Origin of the sequence: Gemella sp. zg-570, assembly GCF_018866345.1 — a bacterium.
Taxonomy (GTDB): Bacteria; Bacillota; Bacilli; order Staphylococcales; family Gemellaceae; genus Gemelliphila.
Map to the genome: position 1 here is coordinate 464625 of NZ_CP076443.1, position 22328 is coordinate 486952.

Consider the following 22328-nt stretch of genomic DNA (forward strand, 5'->3'; position numbering starts at 1 on the left):
TTAACCCCTAATATTTTTAATAAGATCAGCAAGAAATTTGCTAATAATTTCTTTTTCACTCGTATTATAATTTTCTAATATTTGCTTGTAAGAATTAATAGTTCTTTGATGGTGATTTTCGTGTTCTGTTGCAACATCAAGAGCTTCTTTAGAAAGTTTATAGCGTAAAATTCTGCCATCTTTATTATCTTTTTCTGCTATTAACATATTTTCTTCGAGTAATAATTTTATGGCTTTAGTAACGGCAGCCTGACTTATATTTAATTTTTTAGCTAAGTCCTTATTATTTGTATTTTCATTCTTTAAAATCATCAATATATGTTTTTGTGTATTTGTATAATTGTGGTTGCAAAAACATTCGCCTACTAAGAGTTCATTTTGATTTCCTGAATGAATTATTATTTCATTAAGTGTGTTTTCAATTTTATGTGCAATGTCTTCCATACATAACCTCCAAAATAATTAATTAACTGGTTAATTATATCATTGTTTTTTTAAAATTTCAATACATTTATTTCAAGATAAATATAAATTAGCTTTACTTGAAAGATATTATCAATTATAATAATATTTATTAGAAAATTTTTGGGGGATAAATTAATGAATATAAACTTAGTTTATGCTAGTTTAACAGGAAATACAGAAGCCTTAAGTGAATTAATTGTTGGAAAATTTAAAGAAGAGAAAAATTTAGATATTCAAATGTACTTTGTAGAAGATATGGACGATTTTTCTATTTTAGAAGAATCTGACGCATTTATTATTGCTACATACACTTACGGAGAAGGTGATTTGCCTGATGAAATGGAAGAATTGTTTGAAGGCATTTTAGATTTAAATTTAAAAGGAAAAATATTTGGAGTTATTGGAACGGGAGATACAATTTATGATGAATATTGTGTTTGTGTTGACCAATTTGATGAACAAATTAAAAAAACTGGTGCGATAAACCCTACAAAAAATTTAAAAATTGAAATAGAAGCAGACTGCGACGAAGATTTTGAAAATATTGATAAATTTATCGAAGATTTTTCAGCCGCTTTATAAAATTAAGAACAGAATATTTTATTCTGTCTTTTTTATTTTAATTACTAATTTAAAAAGTAGTTTACTTTTTTTAGAATATGGTATAATATTTTTAATGATAATGATTATCAATTTATTTTGGGAGTTGATGCGTATTTATAAAAAAAGAAGTTTTTGGATAATTTTATTTTTTCTTATTTCAATTTTTTCTTTAACGATAGGGGTTGAAGATTTTAGTTTTATAAATCTTCTAAAAGGTCAAAGTGATGATATACAAATATTATTACTAAGTCGTATTCCTAGATTAATGAGTATTATAGTTACTGCTAGTATTTTGAGTATAAATGGTCTAGTAATGCAAACTATGGCAAATAATAAATTTGTATCGCCATCAACAACAGGAGTAATGGATTGGTGTAAATTAGGAGTTTTAGTAGTTTTATTATTTTTTCATGATGCTGGTAGTCTTCTAAAAATATCAGTCGCCTTGATTTTTGGTATGTTTGGAAGTTTCTTTTTTATGAAATTAATAAGAATAATAAAAACACGAGATAATTTATTAGTTCCTTTAATAGGAATAATGCTTGGGGGAGTAGTAGGTAGTATCTCATCATTTTTTGCCTTTAAATTTGATTTAATTCAAAATATTTCTTCCTGGTTGCAGGGAAATTTTTCTCTAATTTCAAAAGGAAATTATGAAATACTTTATCTAGGTCTGCCCTTATTAATTTTAGTATATATTTATGCCAATTTATTTACCATATCTGGTTTAGGAGAAAAAGTTACAACTTCTTTAGGTTTAAATCAGAATAAAATTTTGAGTTTGGGTATGATGATAATTTCTGCTACTACTGCAATAGTTGTTGTAATGATAGGGAGCATACCTTTTATAGGTTTGATAGTTCCCAATATAGTTAGTATGCTCAAGGGTGATAACATAAAATCAACAATTTTTGATACGGCTCTAGTAGGTTCTTATTTTTTACTATTGTGTGATATGCTAGGAAGAGTGATATATATGCCTTATGAAGTACCAATAAGTGTAGTTGTAGGAGTTTTGGGAAGTTTTATCTTCTTATTTATATTATTAAGGAGAAAAAATTATGCAGGATAAACAAATAATTAAAAAATTATTAATACTGGGTTTTATAGCTATATTTCTCATTTCTTTTTATATTTTTTTTGATTTAAAATCAGAATATATATTTAATCTAAGATTAAAAAAAATGCTAGCAATAGTTTTAGTTTGTTACGCTACTGGTTATTCAACAGTAGCATTTCAAACCGTAACAAATAATAATATATTGACACCAAGTATTATGGGTTTAGAAAGTGTATATATATTTTTACAAACTTTAGTAATTTTTTTTATAGGTTCGCACTCCTTAAAAAAAATGTCTACAATGGCAGAATTTTTTTCTTCTTTACTTTTAATGATAATTTTTTCAGTAATAGTTTATGTACTACTATTTGAAAAATTATCAGCAAATGTTAATATGGTAGTTCTATGTGGTATGATACTCGGAGGATTTTTTTCGTCCCTGTCTAATTTTATGCAGGTACTTTTAGACCCGAATGAATTTTTAATTTTACAGGGTAAAATTTTTGCAAGTTTTAATACCATAGGCTATGTGTACTTAAATATTTCTGCTGTCCTTATATTAATAGTAATAATTTTTTCCTTATTTTTTATGAAAAAGTTAGATGTTATCTCACTTGGGAAAAAGACATCTATATCTTTAGGACTTAATCATTCTTTATTGGTTAAGATTATTTTTTCATTAATAGCAGTTCTTATAAGTATATCTACAGTTTTAGTAGGCCCTATGACTTTTTTAGGAATAATTATTGTGAGTATAACTAGACATTTTTTACCTACCTATAAGCATATTTACAAAACTATATGTGCTAGTCTAATAGGTGTAATATTGGTAGTTTCTGCAATGCTTATTATGGAAAAAATATTAGCCTACGATACAGCAGTATCTATAATAATTAATTTTGTTGGAGGAATATATTTTATATACTTAGTCATTAAGGAGAATAGAAAAAATGCTAGAGGTTAGAAATATTAATAAGACTTATGGAAAAACAAGAGTATTAGCTGACGTAACTTGTAAAATAGAAAAAAATAAATTTACCGCCTTTATAGGAAGTAACGGTGCAGGAAAAAGCACCTTAATAAATATAATAGCAAGAACATTAAAATCTGATAAGGGTCAAGTTATCATAGACGGTATGCAACTTGCAGAATGGAAAACAGAAGAATTAGCAAAAAAAATTGCCATACTTAGTCAATTTAATCATATAAATATAAGACTAACAGTTAGGGAATTGGTATCTTTTGGTCGCTATCCACATTCTAAAGGAAAAATAACAGATGCGGATAAAGAAAAAATAGATGAAGCATTAGAATATTTGAATATAAAACATTTAGAAAATAAATTTCTTGATGAATTAAGTGGTGGTCAAGTTCAAATGGCATATATAGCTATGGTAATAGCACAAGACACAGACTATATACTTTTAGATGAACCCTTAAACAATTTAGATATGAACCATTCAGTAAAAATAATGAAAGTTCTAAGAAAGTTAGTTAGGGAAAAAGGAAAAACAGTAATAGTTGTAATTCATGATATAAATTTTGTATCAGTTTACGCTGATAATGTCATAGCCCTAAAAAATGGCAGCATAATTACGCAAGGGCTTAATGAAGAAGTAATAACTAGAGAAACATTAAAAGATATATATTCATTAGACATGGATATTCATACCGTAAATAATTGCAGAATATGTATGTATTATAAATAAATTATTTAATACTAGAAAAATAATTTATAATTTCAAGAAAATAATTTTATTTGATAAAACAAAAATTATAAAAAATATTATTAATTTATAAGGAGATTTTTAAAAGTGAAAAAATTCAAGAAAATATTAGTACCATTTGCTGCTCTTACAGTAGCTTTATCATTAACTGCTTGTTCAACAAGTTCATCAAATTCATCTTCTTCAAGTCAAGAAGCAACAAAAGTTAAAATTATGACAAGTAACGGAGAGGTTGAAGTAGCAAAAAATCCTAAGAATGTTGCAGTATTTGATGTTGCAGTATTAGATTTTATTCAAAGATACAATATAAAAATAGAAAATTTAGCAACAGCAAAAATATCAGTACCTTATTTAGATGATGTGATTAAGGGCAAAGATACTTTGGGAAGTTTAAAAGACCCAAATTATGAAGCAACAAGTACAGTAAAAGCAGATATAATTTTCACAGCAGGACGTCAAAAAGAATTTTTAGAAGAACTAAAAAAATTAGGAACAGTTGCTTACTTTGAGGCACAATCTGAAAATGCTTTTGAAACAATGTTTAAACACAATGGAGAGTTTGCAAAAATATTTGGTGTTGAAGATAAGGTTGCAGCTGATAAAGTAAAATTTGAAAAGAAAATAAAAGAAGTATCAGAAAAAGCAAAAGCATCTGGGAAAAAAGCATTGATAATTATGACTAACGAAGGAAAAATTACTGCTTTTGGTCCGAAAAGTAGATTTGGATTTGTTCACAACTTGTTAGGTTTTGAAGCAGCTGATGCTAATATTGAGGCAAGTACACACGGAGCAGAAATCAATTACGAATATATTTCAAAAGTAAATCCAGATATTATATTCTATGTTGATAGAAATACTGTTGTAAAAAGTAAAACAAATGCAAATGCAAAAACAACTTTAGATAATGAATTAGTTAAAGCAACAACGGCTGGTAAAAACGGAGCAATCTATGAATTAGAAGCTCAATATGCTTATTTGGCACCGGACGGCTTAACTTCATTTGAAAGAATGATAGAAATTGTAGAAAAAGCAGTTAAATAATGTTTTAGGTTATAGATAAAAAATAAAAAAGACAACCTTTTGAACTGACCCCCAAAAGTTAGACCTAAAAACTAACTAAAGGAGGTCAGTTTTTTAATGGCAAAATATAGTACAGAATTTAAAATGAAAGTAGTAAAAGAATATTTAGAAACAAACATCTCATATAAAAATTTAACATATAAATACTCAATACCAAATAAAAGCATAATAATAACAAGGGTAAATGCATACAAGACACAAGGATATGAAGGACTAAAAGTAAAAAGGAAAAATACACAATACACTTTGGAATTTAAGTTAAATGTAGTAAACTTGTATTTAAGGGGAGAAATGTCCTATCAAAGCCTAGCAAATGAACTAAAAATAAACAATCCATCAATAATAGTAAGATGGGTAAATGCCTTTAGAGAAAAAGACATAGAAGGACTAAAACCTAAAAAAGAGGAAGTCTTCAAAAATGCCAAAGTTCGTAAAAATTTAAAAGATACTAAAGTAGAGAGAAACTCATTAACACAAGCACAGTTAAAGAAAAGATAAAGCAATTAGAAGAAAAAAACTATTGCTTCAACTAGAAAATGATGTAATAAAAAAAAGATAGAATTGTCTCAAATGACAGATGCAGAAATAAAACAATTGCTCAAACAATCGAGGTCCTAAGAGACAAATACAAACTAAAAGACTTGTTAAAAATACTTTCATCTTGCCAAATCAACATATATGTATTGGCAAAAACGTTTAAATAGACCGAATAAAATATAGAAATAGAAAACAAAATAAAAAAAAAAACTCAACAAAAAATGAAAATCCAAACTATGGCTACAGAAGAATAACAGCCATGTTAAAAAAATCAGGACTGATAATAAACAAAAAGAAAGTACAACGATTAGTTCAAAAGCTAAAACTTCAAGTAAAAAGTTATTCAAGAAAATCCAGAAAGTACTCATCCTACAAAGGAAGAGTTGGAAAAATATCAGACAACAAAAATAAGAAGAAATTTCAAAGTAAAAAACCATACACAAAAATAACAACAGACACAACAGAATTTAAGTATTTAGAAAAAGATAAAACAGGAACCTATCAAATAAAGAAACTCTATTTAAACCCATACTTAGATATGTACAACAGTGAAATACTAAGCTATGAAATATCAAAACAACCAACAATAGAACCAATCCTAAAAGCCTTAGATAGCGCAATAGAAATAACAAACAAAATCAAAGAGAAAGAATATTTCATTCATATCAAGGCTGGGCATACCAAATAAAACAATACACATCAAAACTAAAACTAATGGTATCATCCAATCTATGTCCCGAAAAGGCGACTGCTTAGACAACTCACCAATGGAAAACTTCTTTGGAATATTAAAACAAGAAATATATTACGGACACAAATTCTATTCATATAAGCAATTAAAGCAAACTATTAAAGATTTTATAAAATATTATAACGATGAAAGGATAAAAGAAAAATTAGGATACTTATCACCAGTAGAATATAGAAAGAAGAATACAGCATAAAAATTTCCTATCTTTAGGGTAGGAAAGATATAAAGAAATACCAGACTTAGCATTAATGCTTACTCTGGTATTAGGTACAACTTTATGGGGTCACCTTAGTTTAGGCTGTCTTTTTTTTATATGACATTATATAATATTTATATTTTTTTAAATATTGAGTATTTTTATTGTTTCCATTTGCAATCTATTGGAATAATAGTTGTGGGCATACCTATAATTTGTATATCAAATTTCAAACTAGGCTCAACTTTAGTTGAAGCGTTGTGTATTCTAAAACTAAATTGCCATCCAGCATCAAGGTATAGTTCTAAAGTGTTTTTACTATTAGGTTTAAAATCTAAACTTACAATTCTTGTAGGTAATATTGATATTGGTATTTCAATATTTTTCTTTCTTTCATTGCCTGGTTTATTTAATGTTCCTCTTAAATTATAACTTTGTATTTGAGTTATTTTTTTATTATCAATTCCAATAATTTTATAAAAATCAAACTTACCTAGTAAATATTCAACTATTAACTTTGGAATTTCTTTTTTATTCAAAGTATTTTGTCTTTCCAACTCTTTTTTAAATGCTTTTAGCAAAGGTACATATACATCATCTTCTTTGTTAGGTAAATCACTCCATTTTGAAGATTTTTTCTTTTCGTTATCGAGATATTCAAAAATAGGTTTAATATCTCTCCAATATAGTTCTGAGCAATTTTTACCATACCATTTTTCACCAAAATCTAATTTTTTTGATAGTCTGCTATGTTTTACAGCAAAATGATTATGTTTTATACTAAGACCAATTTCCCATTCAATACCTTGTCTTATAATTAAAATATCTCTAACATCTCCTAATTTCCCTTTATCATCTGCTTGAATTTCTATCTCTAATTCATCATTACTATCGTCTAAAATTAATGGTTCAAGGTCGAAAATAGTGTTAATTCCAGCTAAAGCACTAACTTTATATAAATTTTTATTATCATCCGTTAATGTATTCCATGCTTTTTCAGCAGAAAAATAACTACTGTTTTTATTTATAATTACAGGTCTGATTTTAGAAATTTCTTTATATAAAATTATTAAATATGAAAATTCATAAGCTCTACCTTGATTATTACTTTTTTTACTCATAAACTCCTCCAATTAAAAATTTATATTTAATTATTCTTTATTGCTGAAATAATTGCTTTTGCCATTTCGTATGCAAGATTTACAGGAACAGCATTGCCAATCATTTTATATCCGTCATTTAAATTTGTATAATAAAATTTAAAATTATCTGGGAAACCTTGAATTCTCGCACATTCTCTTACCGATAATCTTCTGTACAAATATTCTTTACCATTTTTGAATACATGTTTATTTTTTTCTATTTTAGGCATTACAGGAGCTTGTGGATGCAACTGACATTGTCTACCAGATGCTTGTACAGTAAATGCTTGTTGTTCCCATGTTCTTACTCTATTTCTACTCATAAAAATAGGTGAGTAGTCTCCAATAAAATACTCATGATTAGAAATTTTACATTTTTCTTCATTAGTTTTATTTTTTTCTAAAGCTGGTATTGCACTATCTTTCAAATCAAAAATTGCATCTTTAAATGTTAATTTAAAATTATATGATTTTGGTGGTTCATTAAATTTAATATTTAAATCTTTTCTAAATCCAACATAAAATACTCTTTTTCTATCTTGAGGAACACCATAATCGCTTGCGTTTAATAAATGAATAAAAACGTCATAACCAGCTTTTTCAAATTGAGAAACAATATTTTTAACTGCTATATTGTGTCTTTTGGCCATCATTCCCTTTACATTTTCAGCAAGAAAAAATTTTGGTTGTTTATCTTTTAATACTCGTATATATTCATAAAACAACTGACCTCTAGGGTCATCAATTCCCTTTAAAGAACCTGCTTCACTCCAAGATTGACAAGGAGGACCTCCTATAATACCATCGCATTCAGGGAACATACTTGATGGTATATTACATATATCGCCTTTTATAAGTGCTGTATTATGATTTTTTTCATATGTTTTCCAAATAGTTTTATCATATTCGTTTGCTACTACTATTTTAAATCCAGCTTTTTTAAAACCTAAATCTAATCCACCCGCACCTGAAAATAAACTTATTATATTCATATTAAGCATTCTCCTTTTTAATATCTATAATTTTAACCACTCTTTTAACTTTAAAATCTGGAGCTATATAGATTTTTATTATATTAATTTAACCTAAATATATTCAATAAAACTTATTTTTCCATATAATTCTTCTAAATTTTTTGAATTTGTTAGTATCATCAAATATTTAATTTCTCTTTGCCATTTTTTAATTTCTTCAATTAAAATTTCTTTTCCTTCATTTAATAAAATATCTAAAAAAGTTCGAGATATACCCACAGCTTTTGCTCCGAGTGCTAGACATTTAATTACGTCTAAAGGATTTCTAATTCCACCACTAGCTATAATATCAATTTCATTTTTATAAATTTTTGCTATTTCTAAGGATTTAGCAGTAGTGTAGCCTATTTCTTCTAAATATAAAGAGGGGAAAGAAGTTCGTTTATTTTCTATACGAGCAAAGTTGGTGCCATCTTTACCACTAATATCAATAGCATTTATTCCTAAATTGATTGCCATTTTAATAGTGTTTTCGTTCATTCCAAATCCTGTTTCTTTTAAAATTATCGGAATAGGAGATTTTTTACTGACTAATTCAAGGGTAGAGTACCAATTTTCAAAATTTCTATCACCCTCTGGCATTATCATTTCTTGTAGGGGATTAGTGTGAACTTGTAAGTATTTAGCCCTTGTTTCTTGAATAGCAATTAGAATTGTTTCTGCATTTTTATCCAAACCTAAATTTACAGAACGATTTTTCGGATAAGATTTTTTATCATCTTCATTTTTTAGGGCTGGAGAGTAAGAACCTGCAAAAAATTCTATATTACATTTTTCACAAATTTCTTCTAGGTCTTTATTAATTTTATTACAGTATTCTCCACCAGCAGTAATAGCATTTATAAAAAAAGGCCATTGCCATTTTTTGCCACAAATAATGGTTGAAGTATCTAAGTCCTCAATTCCAAATTTTGGAACGCTATTGTATTCTATTCTATATTTATCTAAACTTGTTTTGTTTGTTTTTTCGCTAAGTGCAATTTTAATATGGTCTTTTTTTCTCACGCTTGCTCCTTTATAGTTTTTCTAAGTCTAGGTTAATTGTAAATTTATTGGTAGTAGCTGTTCTAAATCCTAGTACCATATCGCCACAACCAGAACCGCTTTGTTTACCACATGGGAATTTCATAATATATTTTTTCATGGCAATAGTTTCCATGGGAATATTTGATATTTGTTCTAGGTATAAAAGATTTTTTCTAATATCTTTTATAATAGGTATTATGAGTTCAGGATTATTTTGTTGTAAAAATAATTTTAATCTTAAAGTAAGTTGATTAGAACGGTCAATAAATTTTTTATATTTTCTTTTTTCTAACATACGTTTTACTTTAGTTCTAAGGTGATTAGTTTTTAAATTCATTTCTTTTTTAGTTGTAGCCCAATTTTTTACATGAATTTTTGTATCTATTACTTCGCCAGTCCATTTTGCTATCATTTCAACAGGCGCTTTAACATTTATTAATTCTATTACAAGACCTTGCCACTCTAAGTAGTCAATTATTTCTTTTGGACTCTTATTTTTTATGTAGTTATTTAATTTTTCTTGATTAAATTTTTGATAATAGATTACTCCTTCATTACAAGAAGAAGCTACATCTCCCATAGAACCTTTTATACCGTTTAGTAGGCTAAAAGTAACAACGATTTTAAAGATTTTCATATTATCAAAAGGAATATTATAAAATTTTAAGATTGCTTTTGTAATTGCTACTAAGACTGCTCCTGATGAACCTAAACCATATTTTTTATTTTCTGTAATAAGTTCATTATGAATAGTTAAGAAAAAATCTGTATGAATACCGGTATATTCTCTGATAAATCTTATCAACTTTTGAATATTTGTAAAATTTTTATGCTTATCATTCATACAAATTTCTGTATTGTGCATATTATCATAAATTGTTGTTTTTTCAGCCTTGCTAATAAAAGCAAATATTTGTTTTGGCACACTTGTTATAATTGCTTTTGAGTAATCTTCTAATATGGCATATTCTCCACAAAGATATAATTTTCCATATCCTATGCCATACATTTGATTATTTTTTTCGTCCATAATTTTTTTATTTCCTTATATATGATGTCGTGATTTTCTTTTAGATAAAGGACTTTCACATTAGGACCAGCATCCATTGTAAAATAAATTTCTAGCCCTTTATTTCTAAGTGATTTTACTATTTCCATAGCCTTGTAACTATCTTCGGTTAGGAAAGTAAAGGGGGGGGTAGCATATTTTGTAGTAGAGTGCATAGCTAGGGCATTACTTTCTGTTATTTGACCTATTTTTGTAAAATTATTTTCTGCAATTGCTTTTTTTAACAAAACAAAATCTTTTTTTGCTTTTGCTAACCAGTCAGAAAAATTTGTTGAAGTTTTCACACAAAGTTCCATAGCATTTCTGCTGGATATTTTTTTTCTATTTTCATCTACTACCAATACTAACATAGCTAATTTTAAATCACATTTAATTTCTTCTACGCTACCGTCTTCTAACCAACTAGCCATTTTATAAAAGCTACGGCAAGAAGATCCTGACCCTTCTTTTGCTATTGCTACCATTTCTTGAATAGTTTTGCCGAGTTTGAAATAATCGTTACAAGCTAGGACTAAAGCCATAGTGCCACTTGAACTTGATGACAAACCAGCAGCAGTTGGCACAGTATTAAAACTTATTATTTTAATTTTTTTTCTGTTTTTAGGAACAAACTCATTTATAAAAGAAATTATTTTTGTAACTTCTTCGGCTGATTGTTTTTCATCATTAATATAAAATTCATCTTCACCTGATAGGCTAGCTTCTATTTTTGTTTTTGAATATAGATTGTCTAATCTCAATGAAATGTTTGGATTATAGGGTAAGACTGGATTTTTTGATTTTTTTCCCCAGTATTTAACCAAGGCAATATTAGCATATCCTATACTGAAACTATCCATGATAAATATCCTCTTTCTTTCAGTTTATCTTGTATAATTTTTGCTTTTTCAAAATTTTCGCTTAGGGCTATACAGCAACCACCATCACCGCCACCAGTAATTTTAGCACCGATAGCACCGCTATTTTTACAAATTTTTACAACATCATCATTTTTTTCATGACTAACACCAATTTTTCTTAAAAGTTCGTGAGCCTTATCCATAAAAAATCCTATTTTTCTTAAATCTTTTTTTAATAAATAGGGCAAAACTTTTTCTGTAATTTCACCTAATTCTTCAATATAAATTTTATTAAATTCATAATTTTCTTTTACTCTTTTTACTGCGTCTTTAGTAATTCCAATAAGGCCTGTATCTATGACAAGTAAAAAAGCATTAAGATTAAAATTTAAAGGCTTAGCTCCATCTTTTTTTGAAAAAATTAAAGGTTTTTCGCTTAAAACTTGGTTTACATCTATACCACTGGGGTTGCCATGGATAAATTTTTCGCAATCATCAGCAATTTCTTTTATATTAGGGCACTTATTTGCTCTTGCAATAGCAACAGATAAAGCAGCAGAAGAACCAAGTCCACGACCAACAGGAATTGAACTTTTAATTATTATTTGCGTAGTGTCTGCAACATTACATTTTTTAGCAATGTAGGTTAGTATTTTATCTCTTTTTTGAATGTGATTATTTTTATTTAATTCAGCAGTAACTTTCATTTCTGGCAGGGGTATAGTAATACCTTTTTTGCCATAAACAACAGAATGTTCTCCGAAAAAAATAGCTTTAGCATGTGTCATATAAACCTCAATATATTTTTGTATAAATATGGTATACTAATTATAATAAAAAACTTGTATAAAGTAAATTAATTTTTAATTTATGCTAATATATAAACTATAAAATTTATAATAGATTTTATATGTAATAAAAAAGTAATTAAAAAGTAATTTAAAACTTTGATGAAGAATTTGTTAAAATATGATATAATAAAATAAATTTATATTAAGGAAATGATTTATATAATGAAAGTAGGAAAAAGTAAGGCTAAGAAAAATATAAAAATTATTTTTGAAATATTTATAAGTGGAGTAATTATTTTTTCTGTTTTCTATTCAAGAAATGTTTATGGACACCTATTTTTGAATGAAGTTAAAAATGTTGAAAATACAGAAAGTAAAGAAAGTAATCAAAACAAACAACAAGATAATCCTTTACAAGTAAATGAAACTCAAACAAAAGAAAATAAATTATCTATCGAACAATTAAATTCTGAAATAAAAAAAATAATAAGTCAATATGAAAATAAAAATAAAAAGAACAAAATAGGTTTAGTATATAATGACTTGAATAGTGGTTACAGATTTGCTCATAACGAAAATGAATATTTTTCAATGGCAAGCACCACAAAAGTTGTTTATGCAATGCACGTTTATAATAGAATTGCTCTAGGTCAAATCAGTGAGAATGAACAAATTTCTTATAAATCTAGCTATTTACAAGCAGGCAATGGAGAAATAACTAATAATCCTAAAAAAGAAAGTTATGACCTAGATTATGTTATAATGAACATGTTGACATATTCTGATAATACAGCAACTAATATGATACTAAGAAGTGATGCTAATGCTTTACAACTTCTAAAAAAGTTTTTCTCTAACTTTAATATAAATATGCCAGACCTAATGTTAAAAAATAATAAATTAACGCCAGCAAGTATGGAAACTGCATGGATATATTTATATAAAAATCAAGATAAATATCCAAAAGTAATAGAGTATCTGAAAAAATCTAAGTCTAGTGAGTGGATAAAAGAGGGAGTAAAAAATAAAGAGATAGCTAGTAAATATGGTCAGATTAAGGGAGTAGCAAACGATACAGCAATAGTTTATGACAAAACCAAAGGGGACTATATTATACTTATATATACTGCAAATATAACAAATGCAGATAAGGTTATAGCTGAAATAGCAAATAAAATAAATAAATTACATGATAATAATGCTTAAAATGCCACAAATATTGTGGAATTTTTATTATTGAAAAAATTATTTAATTATGCTAGTGTAAAAAATTAATAATAAGTTTTTGATAATAAAAGAATGCTTAGTTATAATATAAAAAAGTTTTTAAAGGATCGGTATTTTATACTTCAGTTTATTCTGAATTAAAATTTTTAGAAAATATTTTAATAGCTATTAGAGAAAATATATTTTTAAGTAAAAAATATATTATCAAAAACAAAAAAGACTAATAATTTAATTATTAGTCTTTTCTTAATTTAATTTTTAAAATTAAACATCTTCTTCTGTATCATCATTGTCACCATTATTATGATTGTTTTTTGATTGATAAGAAGATGTATTTGTTTCTATATTTTTATCTTCTTTTTCTTTATCTTTCTTTTTATTTTCTTTTTCTTCTTCTTCTTTTTCCTCATTAATTTCTTTTATAGTTTTTTGAGTATTTTTATCAATAAGGGACCCAAATTTTTTATACATTTTCTCATCAGATAATTTTGTAAAACCACTAGGTACTAAGTCTAAAGTTGAACCAGTGTCATTATTTATTTGATTAATGCCTATATACCTAACTGTATGAGGTTGTTCAAATTTTTTATCAGCATCAACAAGTTCTGGATTATATTCATTTATAACGTTCATAAAATATGACCACTGATTATGTGCGTGCGTGAATCCAGCAATTTCTTGTGGTTGGTCATAGCCAGTCCATAAACCAAAAGTAATATTTGTAGTTCCTCCGACAGTCCATAAGTCGTGATTATATTCTGATGTACCTGTTTTTACAAAAAGGTTGTCAGAGTTAAATTTTAATCTAGCCGCTATGTCTGGAGCAATTCCTATATTAGTAATAACATCATGTAACATGTTTACTATTAGATAACTTGTTTCTTTAGAATATACTTGGACACTATTTTTTTCATGTTTATAAATAATATTTTCACTATTGTCTTCTATTTCTTCTATAATATATGCCTTATTAAATTCTCCTGAATTAGCAAGTGCGGCGAAGGCACTAGTATTCTGTGCTACGGTAAAACCATAATCTAATCCACCTATGGCAGCTGATAAAGTTGTTTCATCAGATTTAGTAAGCCCCTCAAAATCCATTTTTTTCAAATACTCGTCCATTGGATTTTCGTTAACGAAAGCAGAATATAACCTTATTGTAGATAAGTTAAGTGATTGAGCAAGAGCCTTTCTTGCAGTTAATAAATTAAATTCTCTTTTAGCATAATTTTCTGGTTTCCAACCATTCAAATCAAATTTTTTATCCAATAATAAAGAGTTAGGAGTTATATAACCTTTTTCGATAGCTGGTCCATAAACAAGTAAAGGTTTAATTGTTGAACCTGGTGATCTATAAGTTCTAGTAGCATGATTTAATTGTTGGTTATCAAAATCTCTACCGCCAATAAAAGCCAATATTTTACCTGATTTATTTTCTATTACAGTAGCTCCAAGTTGAATGTTTTGACCATTCTGGGTAATAAAACTAGGATAATTGTCACGAGCTTCTTGTAATTTATCGTGTAAATTTTTATCAATAGTAGTTTTAACCTTATAACCACCTGTAGTAAATTTTACTTTAGCTTTTTCTAATATTGTATTTCGATAATCGTTATTATTTTTAAACTCATTTAGTTTTCCTTCTTCTTCAGCCATTTTTTTTGCGAATATTTTTGTTACTTCTGTAATAACTTCATTTGTGATGTAAGGATAATTGTCAGTTTCATTTTTTAAATCGGTAATAAAAGATGATTTAATGTCAAAGTTTAAAGCCTCATTATATTCATCTTTAGTAATAAATTTTTCGCTTAGCATTCTATCTAAAACATATACTTGTCTTTGGAATCCAGCGTTTAATTCTTCATCACTTCTTAAATTACCGCTTGAATCAAAAGGTGTGTACCTAAAAGGTGATTGAACAAATCCTGCTAAATATGCAGCTTGTGCTATGTTTAAATCTTTAGAATGCATTCCGAAAACTCCAAGAGATGCTGTTTCTATACCGTTAATATTTTGCCCTAATTTATTTTTACCAAAAGGCACCATGTTTAGATAGGTTTCTAATATTTCTTCTTTAGTAAAATATTTATTTGCCCTTATTGACATTAAAATTTCTTTAGCTTTTCTTTCATAAGAGCGTGAATTATCTAAAAGCTGATTTTTTATTAATTGCTGAGTTATTGTACTGCCACCAGATATAGAACGATGTGTTAATTCATTATATGTTGCTCTTAATACAGCAAATGGCTCTACTCCCATGTTGTTGTAGAAATTTGCATCTTCACTTGCAATAATAGCATTTTTAATATTAATTCCCATATCAGATAGGGGAATAGTTTTTCTTATCAGTTCAGAATTAATAGTAGCTACTTTTTCTCCATTTGTAAAATATATATCACTGTTTATACTTATATCATTTAATTTTTCTTTCATTTCACTATAAGACAAAACAGGTTGATTTTTTACTAAGTTTCCAAAAAAACCTAAAACTATACCAAAAGATAAAGAAAATATTATTAATAATGTAGCTATAAAATATTTTTTTGAAAGATATTTTTTTAAATTTTTGTAATTGTGTTTTTTCATATTTATAACCTTTCAATTTTATTATAGATATTATACCATAAGTTTAATTATTTACATAACAATATTTAATTAAAATAAAAGTCTACTCAACTATAAATGTTGAATAGACTTTTTAATTTAATTATTATTTTTTTTGGTGTTAGCAGAAGAGGTTGAATTTGAGTTTTTTGTTTTGTCATCTTCTTCAGTTGGCAATATTTTTTTTATATTTGCTAATAAAGATGAATTATTTCTTTCTGTTCTAACTTTTTCAGATAATTTGTATTGATAAACAGAATCTAAATTTGTCCCCACATACATATTATCAGTTTCGGTGCTTCTGTCTGTTGCAAAGTAAATTTTATTTTCTTGTTTTACACTGCTAGGAACTTTAAATTTTGCAGGAATTTTATCTTTATGAGCTAATTTCATAATTCTTGCAAAAATAAGTTGTGTTGATTCTGCCTGATTTATATTTAAGGCTTTTTCTTTAGAGTCTATATTATCTGGACCTTGCCAAATTGCAACAGTATGTTCGGTTGTATATCCGACCATCCAGCTATCTTTAGTAGATCTGACAGCATCTATTCCTAAAGAATTAGCTAAATTTTCATCAAAGGTACTTGAACCAGATTTTGCCGCCATATCAAATCCCACAATTCTTCCGCCAGGTGATGTCCCAGCGCCTGATATAACATCTTTTAAAATATCTGTCATTATAAATGCTGTTGATTCATTCATTGCTCTCTTAGCTTCTTCTTTTATACCTTGTATTTCATTTCCATCTTTATCTAATATTTTTATTAAAGCAGACGGCTTATTATACATCCCCTTATTTCCAAAAGCTGCAAAAGCTCCAGCCATTTGTATAGGAGAAACTGTTTCGCTACTTCCACCTATGGCAGTAGTAACAGATTTTGATAAAATATTAATTCCTAATTTGCTAGCAAAGTATTTACTTCTTTCAAAGCCTAGTGCTTCAAATGCTCTTATTGCAGGTATGTTATAAGATTGAGCTACTGATTTACGCATAGTAACATTACCATGATAACGCCTATCCCAGTTTTGAACATAGTGATTTGTTCCTGCTATTAGATAGGCAGTATCAGAAAAAATAGTAGCAGAATCCCAACCGTAATATTCAATACCAGGAGCATAATCTAATATTGGTTTTATGGATGAACCAGGTTGTAATTTTGAATCTGTTGCGAAATTAAAATCTCCATAAGTATAATTTTTCCCACCACCAATAGCTTCTACCAATCCACTTTTAGTATCTAGGACAGTTATTGCTGCTTGAGCAGCTGATTTAATCATAGGTGAACTCTCTGTATCTAGCATTCCTTGTACAGAACTTTGTAAATCTTTATCTAAGTTTGTATAAATATTTAACCCCAAAGAAAATGGGTCTTTGTCTTCTGGAAATAAATTTAAATTTTTTATTTCTTTAACAACAAAATCTATGTAGGCAGCATATTGAGGATTTGATATTCCCTGTATCATTCTTTCTGATTTAGTTTTTTCTACAAGACCATCTGTTATCGGAACTTCAATATATTTTTCATAGTCTTCTTTAGATAATTTATTATTACTGTACATAGCATATAAGACTGTATCTCTTCTTGATTTTGCTCCTTCAGGATTGTCATAAGGATTATATGCAATAGGTTGCTGTGGAATACCAGCCAGTAAAGCAATTTGTGGTATTGTTAATTCATCTAATTCTTTTCCATAAAAATATTTAGAGGCAGTTAATATTCCATATCTATTATCCGAATAAAATATTTTGTTTAAATACATTTCTAAAATATCATTTTTATCATATTTTTTTTCTAGTTCTAAAGATAAAAATGCTTCTTGTAATTTTCTTTCGTAACTTTTTGTTGATGTTAAAAGAGATTGTTTAACAACTTGTTGGGTTATTGTACTACCACCTTCAAGAGCTTCACCAGAAATAGCATTAACAAATAAGGCTTTGATTATTCTCTTTGGGTCAATACCAGTGTGTTCATAAAATCTAGTATCTTCGATAGAGAGAACAGCTTCTTTTAAAGTGTCAGGTACTTTTTCTACTTCAATAAATTCTCTTCTTTCATTTCCCAGTATGGCTATAACATTATTATCTCTATCATAAATAGTTGTGCTTAATTTACTTGTAAGTTTATCTTTTGATATTTCTGGTAATTTGTAAAATTCTACAAGTAAAAATATAGAAATCAAAAAAGTAAGTATAGTAGTTATAAAGAATACAACAGAGCAAATATTTTTTAATATGTTTAATAAATTTTTATTCATAATTACATAAACTCACTCTCATAATCTTTTATTATTTTAATATAATCTAGTCTAATTTTGTAATTAAAATCAAGTTCAAAACTATTTTCTACAAACTCACTAAGTTTTATAGATTTTCTACCACCCTTTATTGAACGTTCATAAAAATTAATTAATTTTTTAAATGGCATGATAAAAGTTCTATTAATTTTTTTAAATCTCACTATGATAAAAGCTATACCTCCATGCCTAGTTATACTAGCCATGTGTTCAATCTGATGTTTATGAATATTATTAAGTGAAAAAGATGTTGTAGAATTAGTTTCTTTAGCTTCAAAGTCAATATATTTTCCCTTATAAATTCCATTATAGTCAGTAGTTGACGGAACCTTATAGAAGGCTTTTTTTATCATAGCATTATTTCTACTTGGATAATCTACTTTTACTATTTGTATGGGGATTGGTTTTTTGTGAATTACAGCAGTATCATTTTTTAAATAAAATTTATTTGCAAAATTAATATCATCTTCGAGGTGCATTCCACGATTAGAATATGTAATTTTTTGTGAAAATTTATTATTCCCATTAGGATAGTTTACCATATATTGCTCCAAAATCTTTTCTATACATTATACTACATTATAAAAATAAAATAAATTATTATCTTCTATTCAAGTAATTTACTTATTTTAATTGTAATGCAAACTATAAATTTTTAAAATATTATTGTATAATTATATGGTTAAATATTAAAATTAAACTTAAAAGAGATTTGAGGAAATTATTTTGGAATTGGTTGAATTAAAAAAAGAATTAGAAGATATAGAAAAAAGTATTGCTGATTTTAAAATTTCATTAAATTTAGATTCAAAAATTCAAAGAGTAGCCGAATTAGATAATTTTATGCTGGAAATTAATTTTTGGAATGACAGCGAAAAAGCTACGAGCATGGTTGCGGAATCTAAATTGTTAAAAAAAGAATTGGCAGAGTTTGAAGAATTAAATTTACTCTTAGAACATAATATAGAAATATTAGAATATCTTAAATTAGAAGAAGATATGGATATGTATGAAGAATTATTACGTAGTCAAAAAGATTTAAGAGAAAAGATGGATAGTTTTACACTTAGATTATTGCTATCAGAAAAATATGATAATAATGTTGCAATTTTTGAAATTCATGCAGGGGCTGGCGGAAGTGATGCAACAGATTGTGCAGAAATATTATTAAAAATGTATGAAAGATTTTTTCAAAAACAAGGTTTAAGTTGTAAATATTTTAATTATCAATCTGGTGATATATGTGGAGTTAAGTCAGTAACGCTTCGTGTAGATGGAGATTATGCTTACGGCTTGTTAAAAGGAGAAAAAGGCGTGCATAGATTTATTAGAATTTCACCATTTGACCCGTCAGGGAAAAGACACACTTCTTTTTGTTCTGTTGACGTAATTCCAGAGTTTACAGATTCAGAAATTTCTCTTGATTTGTCAGCAGAAGATTTAAGAATAGATACATACAGGGCAGGGGGAGCAGGTGGTCAACATATCAATACTACAGATTCAGCAGTTAGAATAACACATATTCCCACTGGCTTAGTAGTTCAATCACAGGCAGAACGTAGTCAAATTATGAATAGGGATATAGCTATGAAAGAATTAAAATCTCGTTTATACCAAAGAGAGTTAGAAGAAAAGGAAAAAGAATTAAATCAAATAAGAGGAGAACAAAAGTCTATTGCTTGGGGTTCTCAAATAAAATCTTATGTCTTTACTCCCTATACTATGGTAAAAGACCATAGAACTAACTATGAAGTTAATAATATAGATAAGGTGATGAATGGAGAAATTTTTGATTTTATTGACGCTTATCTTCATTATAATATGAACAACAAATAAAATAATTTTATAGATTGAATTGTAATAATAAAGATAAAAATTTTATTTATGAAATAATCTATAAAAAATATTCTATGAATTTTTAAAAATAAAATTTTGAAAAATTTAAAATGTATATAGTAGCACATTAAAATAATTTATGAAACATACTGTATTTAATAATTTATATAGCATATTTTGAATAAAGTAATAAACTATGTTATTATATTACTTGTAATAATATATAAGAGAGGTCTGTACAACTATGAAATTTGATAACTATGAGTATAAAAGACCTGATGTAGAGGAAACAAAAACAAAATTAGAAAATTATAAAAAACTTTTATCGCAAGCAAATAACTATAATGAATTTATCAAAGTTTTTAAAGAATATAATAAATTTTTAGAAAAAATTGCCACACAATCAACATTAGTGTCAATCAGAAATAGCCTAGATACTACTGATAAATTTTATGAAGACGAACAAGAATTTTGGAATGAATTTTCACCAGAGATAACTGCTTATGAATCTAATATTTCAAAAATAATTTATAATTCTCAATTTAAGGAAGAATTAAAAAATGAAATAGGAGAACATTACTTTAATCTTATTGAATGTGATTTAAAAATTTTTAAAGATGAAATTTTAGAAGATTTAAAAGAAGAAAATAAACTTCAAACAGAATATGTTAAATTAACTTCAAGTGCTAAAATTTCTTTTGATGGCCAAGAACATAATTTAAGTGGTATGGCAAAATATACACAAGCTGATGATAGAGAGATTAGAACTAAAGCTAATAATGTATCAACCAAATTCTTTGAAGACAATTTAGAAAAATATGATGATATTTACGACCGTATGATAAAAGTTCGTACAAGAATTGCTAAAAAATTAGGTTTTGAAAATTTTGTAGACTTAGCTTATTTACGTTTGAGAAGAACAGACTACACTTCTAAAGAAGCGGCAGGATATAGAAAACAGATTTTAGAAAATGTAGTACCTCTTGTAGAGAAAATTAAAAAAGACCAAGTAGCACGCTTAGGACTTGATAAACTGAATTTTCAAGATGAAGCGATAATGTTTAAAACTGGCAACCCAAAACCTAAGGGGGACAGAGAATTTTTAGTAAATAATGCTATAACAATGTACCGTGAATTATCAGAAGAAACTGCAGAATTTTTTGATTTTATGGTAGATAAAAATTTATTAGATTTAGATACTAAAGAAGGAAAAGCTGGTGGTGGATACTGTACCTATATTCCAGATTATCGTTCGCCATTTATTTTTGCTAATTTCAACGGCACACCTCATGACGTAGAGGTTCTTACTCATGAAGCTGGCCATGCTTTTCAAGTATTTAGAAGCCGTGATGTAAAAGTTCCTAGCTACATTTGGCCGACATACGAGGCTTGTGAAAATCACTCAATGAGCATGGAATTTTTAACTTGGTCATGGATGGATTTATTTTTCGAAGAAGATACAGAAAAATTTAAGTATTATCATATAGCATCTTCATTAAAATTTTTACCGTATGGAGTTACGGTAGATGAGTTTCAACATTTTGTTTATGAAAATCCAAAATTAAGTCCTAAAGAACGACGTGATAAGTGGCTTGAAATAGAGAAAAAATATTTACCAAGTCGTTCTTATGAAGATGTACCATCACTAAACAACGGAATGTTTTTCTATCGACAAGCTCATTTATTTACTTCTCCTTTCTATTATATTGATTATACTCTAGCCCAAGTTTGTGCTTTCCAATTTTGGAAAAAAGCTAATCAAGATACAAAAGTAGCTTGGAAAGAATATTTACATCTTTGTGATTTAGGAGGAACAAAACCATTCTTAGAATTAGTAAAAGAAGCTAATTTAGAAAATCCTTTTGTTGATGGAACAATTAGTAATATCACACCAGAGTTAGAAAAATATTTAAACTCAGTAGATACAAGTAAGTTTTAAAAATAAGCAGTAGGTTTTTTTACAAACCTGCTGCTTAAATTTTTAATTTTAACAATATATATTTGCTTAATAACAAGGTTTATAGTAGAATTATATAGAAAATATAC

The 22328-nt window shown here is 27.1% G+C and carries 21 protein-coding genes; 11 read left to right on the top strand and 10 right to left on the bottom strand.

Translation table 11 applies throughout. From position 1 onward, the window contains the following. Entirely contained in the window at nucleotides 1-444 is a 444-nt protein-coding gene (locus KMP11_RS02325; RefSeq protein WP_215756757.1) for a MarR family transcriptional regulator, read from the bottom strand. 156 nt (nucleotides 445-600) lie between these two features. Here KMP11_RS02325 and KMP11_RS02330 point away from each other — a divergent pair, with 156 nt between their 5' ends. From KMP11_RS02330 to KMP11_RS02365, 8 genes are all read left to right on the top strand, one after another. Beyond that, nucleotides 601-1047, top strand: a complete 447-nt coding sequence (locus KMP11_RS02330; RefSeq protein ID WP_215756756.1) for a flavodoxin domain-containing protein — start codon at nucleotides 601-603, stop codon at nucleotides 1045-1047. Between the two features lie 100 nt (nucleotides 1048-1147). Then, nucleotides 1148-2140, top strand: coding sequence for an ABC transporter permease (locus tag KMP11_RS02335; protein WP_253195967.1), 993 nt, complete (start codon nucleotides 1148-1150; stop codon nucleotides 2138-2140). Beyond that, entirely contained in the window at nucleotides 2130-3092 is a 963-nt protein-coding gene (locus tag KMP11_RS02340) for an iron chelate uptake ABC transporter family permease subunit (protein WP_215756755.1), read from the top strand. Before KMP11_RS02335 ends, KMP11_RS02340 begins: the two co-directional genes overlap by 11 nt. Further along, nucleotides 3079-3837 carry an iron ABC transporter ATP-binding protein gene (locus tag KMP11_RS02345; protein ID WP_215756754.1) on the top strand — a complete coding sequence of 253 codons (759 nt, stop codon included), beginning with the start codon at nucleotides 3079-3081 and terminating at the stop codon, nucleotides 3835-3837. Before KMP11_RS02340 ends, KMP11_RS02345 begins: the two co-directional genes overlap by 14 nt. Nucleotides 3838-3942: 105 nt before the next feature. Further along, nucleotides 3943-4896, top strand: a complete 954-nt coding sequence (locus KMP11_RS02350; RefSeq protein WP_215756753.1) for a siderophore ABC transporter substrate-binding protein — start codon at nucleotides 3943-3945, stop codon at nucleotides 4894-4896. A 96-nt stretch (nucleotides 4897-4992) separates the two neighbouring features. Next, nucleotides 4993-5433 carry a helix-turn-helix domain-containing protein gene (locus KMP11_RS02355; protein WP_216280022.1) on the top strand — a complete coding sequence of 147 codons (441 nt, stop codon included), beginning with the start codon at nucleotides 4993-4995 and terminating at the stop codon, nucleotides 5431-5433. A gap of 211 nt (nucleotides 5434-5644) precedes the next feature. Further along, nucleotides 5645-6160 (top strand): IS3 family transposase, encoded by a 516-nt coding sequence (locus KMP11_RS02360; RefSeq protein WP_256444863.1) that lies wholly within the window; start codon nucleotides 5645-5647, stop codon nucleotides 6158-6160. 34 nt (nucleotides 6161-6194) lie between these two features. Next, the gene (locus KMP11_RS02365) at nucleotides 6195-6416 is read left to right on the top strand and encodes an IS3 family transposase (protein ID WP_256444864.1); all 222 of its coding nucleotides are present in this window, start codon (nucleotides 6195-6197) and stop codon (nucleotides 6414-6416) included. A 164-nt stretch (nucleotides 6417-6580) separates the two neighbouring features. Here the strand turns inward: KMP11_RS02365 and KMP11_RS02370 are convergent, their stop codons facing one another. The 6 genes from KMP11_RS02370 to mvk all read right to left on the bottom strand — a co-directional run bounded on the left by KMP11_RS02370 (nucleotide 6581) and on the right by mvk (nucleotide 12317). Further along, the gene (locus KMP11_RS02370) at nucleotides 6581-7540 is read right to left on the bottom strand and encodes a HaeIII family restriction endonuclease (RefSeq protein WP_216280025.1); all 960 of its coding nucleotides are present in this window, start codon (nucleotides 7538-7540) and stop codon (nucleotides 6581-6583) included. Nucleotides 7541-7566: 26 nt separating this feature from the next. Continuing rightward, a complete protein-coding gene (locus KMP11_RS02375; protein ID WP_215756312.1) occupies nucleotides 7567-8553 on the bottom strand; it encodes a DNA cytosine methyltransferase in 987 nt (328 codons plus the stop codon). 93 nt (nucleotides 8554-8646) lie between these two features. Continuing rightward, on the bottom strand, nucleotides 8647-9600 hold the full coding sequence (gene fni / locus KMP11_RS02380) for a type 2 isopentenyl-diphosphate Delta-isomerase (RefSeq protein ID WP_215756313.1): 954 nt from the start codon (nucleotides 9598-9600) through the stop codon (nucleotides 8647-8649). 10 nt (nucleotides 9601-9610) lie between these two features. Then, nucleotides 9611-10651 carry a mevalonate kinase family protein gene (locus KMP11_RS02385; protein WP_215756314.1) on the bottom strand — a complete coding sequence of 347 codons (1041 nt, stop codon included), beginning with the start codon at nucleotides 10649-10651 and terminating at the stop codon, nucleotides 9611-9613. After that, nucleotides 10618-11529 (bottom strand): diphosphomevalonate decarboxylase, encoded by a 912-nt coding sequence (mvaD, locus tag KMP11_RS02390; RefSeq protein ID WP_215756315.1) that lies wholly within the window; start codon nucleotides 11527-11529, stop codon nucleotides 10618-10620. The genes KMP11_RS02385 and mvaD overlap by 34 nt, the downstream gene beginning before the upstream one ends. Continuing rightward, nucleotides 11511-12317 (bottom strand): mevalonate kinase, encoded by an 807-nt coding sequence (gene mvk, locus KMP11_RS02395; RefSeq protein ID WP_215756316.1) that lies wholly within the window; start codon nucleotides 12315-12317, stop codon nucleotides 11511-11513. The genes mvaD and mvk overlap by 19 nt, the downstream gene beginning before the upstream one ends. Nucleotides 12318-12542: 225 nt before the next feature. Here mvk and KMP11_RS02400 point away from each other — a divergent pair, with 225 nt between their 5' ends. Further along, the gene (locus KMP11_RS02400) at nucleotides 12543-13526 is read left to right on the top strand and encodes a serine hydrolase (protein WP_215756317.1); all 984 of its coding nucleotides are present in this window, start codon (nucleotides 12543-12545) and stop codon (nucleotides 13524-13526) included. A 285-nt stretch (nucleotides 13527-13811) separates the two neighbouring features. On the opposite strand, the gene KMP11_RS02405 is transcribed toward KMP11_RS02400, so the two are convergent. The 3 genes from KMP11_RS02405 to recU all read right to left on the bottom strand — a co-directional run bounded on the left by KMP11_RS02405 (nucleotide 13812) and on the right by recU (nucleotide 18988). Then, the gene (locus KMP11_RS02405) at nucleotides 13812-16133 is read right to left on the bottom strand and encodes a transglycosylase domain-containing protein (protein ID WP_215756318.1); all 2322 of its coding nucleotides are present in this window, start codon (nucleotides 16131-16133) and stop codon (nucleotides 13812-13814) included. Nucleotides 16134-16250: 117 nt separating this feature from the next. Further along, nucleotides 16251-18407, bottom strand: coding sequence for a transglycosylase domain-containing protein (locus KMP11_RS02410; RefSeq protein ID WP_215756319.1), 2157 nt, complete (start codon nucleotides 18405-18407; stop codon nucleotides 16251-16253). Nucleotides 18408-18409: 2 nt separating this feature from the next. Further along, complete coding sequence (recU, locus tag KMP11_RS02415; protein ID WP_215756320.1) at nucleotides 18410-18988, bottom strand: Holliday junction resolvase RecU; 579 nt, start codon at nucleotides 18986-18988, stop codon at nucleotides 18410-18412. Nucleotides 18989-19172: 184 nt separating this feature from the next. Between recU and prfB the strand changes: the two genes are divergently transcribed. Then, nucleotides 19173-20282 carry a peptide chain release factor 2 gene (gene prfB / locus KMP11_RS02420; RefSeq protein WP_215756321.1) on the top strand — a complete coding sequence of 370 codons (1110 nt, stop codon included), beginning with the start codon at nucleotides 19173-19175 and terminating at the stop codon, nucleotides 20280-20282. Nucleotides 20283-20526: 244 nt separating this feature from the next. Next, on the top strand, nucleotides 20527-22221 hold the full coding sequence (locus tag KMP11_RS02425) for a M3 family oligoendopeptidase (RefSeq protein WP_215756322.1): 1695 nt from the start codon (nucleotides 20527-20529) through the stop codon (nucleotides 22219-22221). Nucleotides 22222-22328 lie beyond the last annotated feature (107 nt).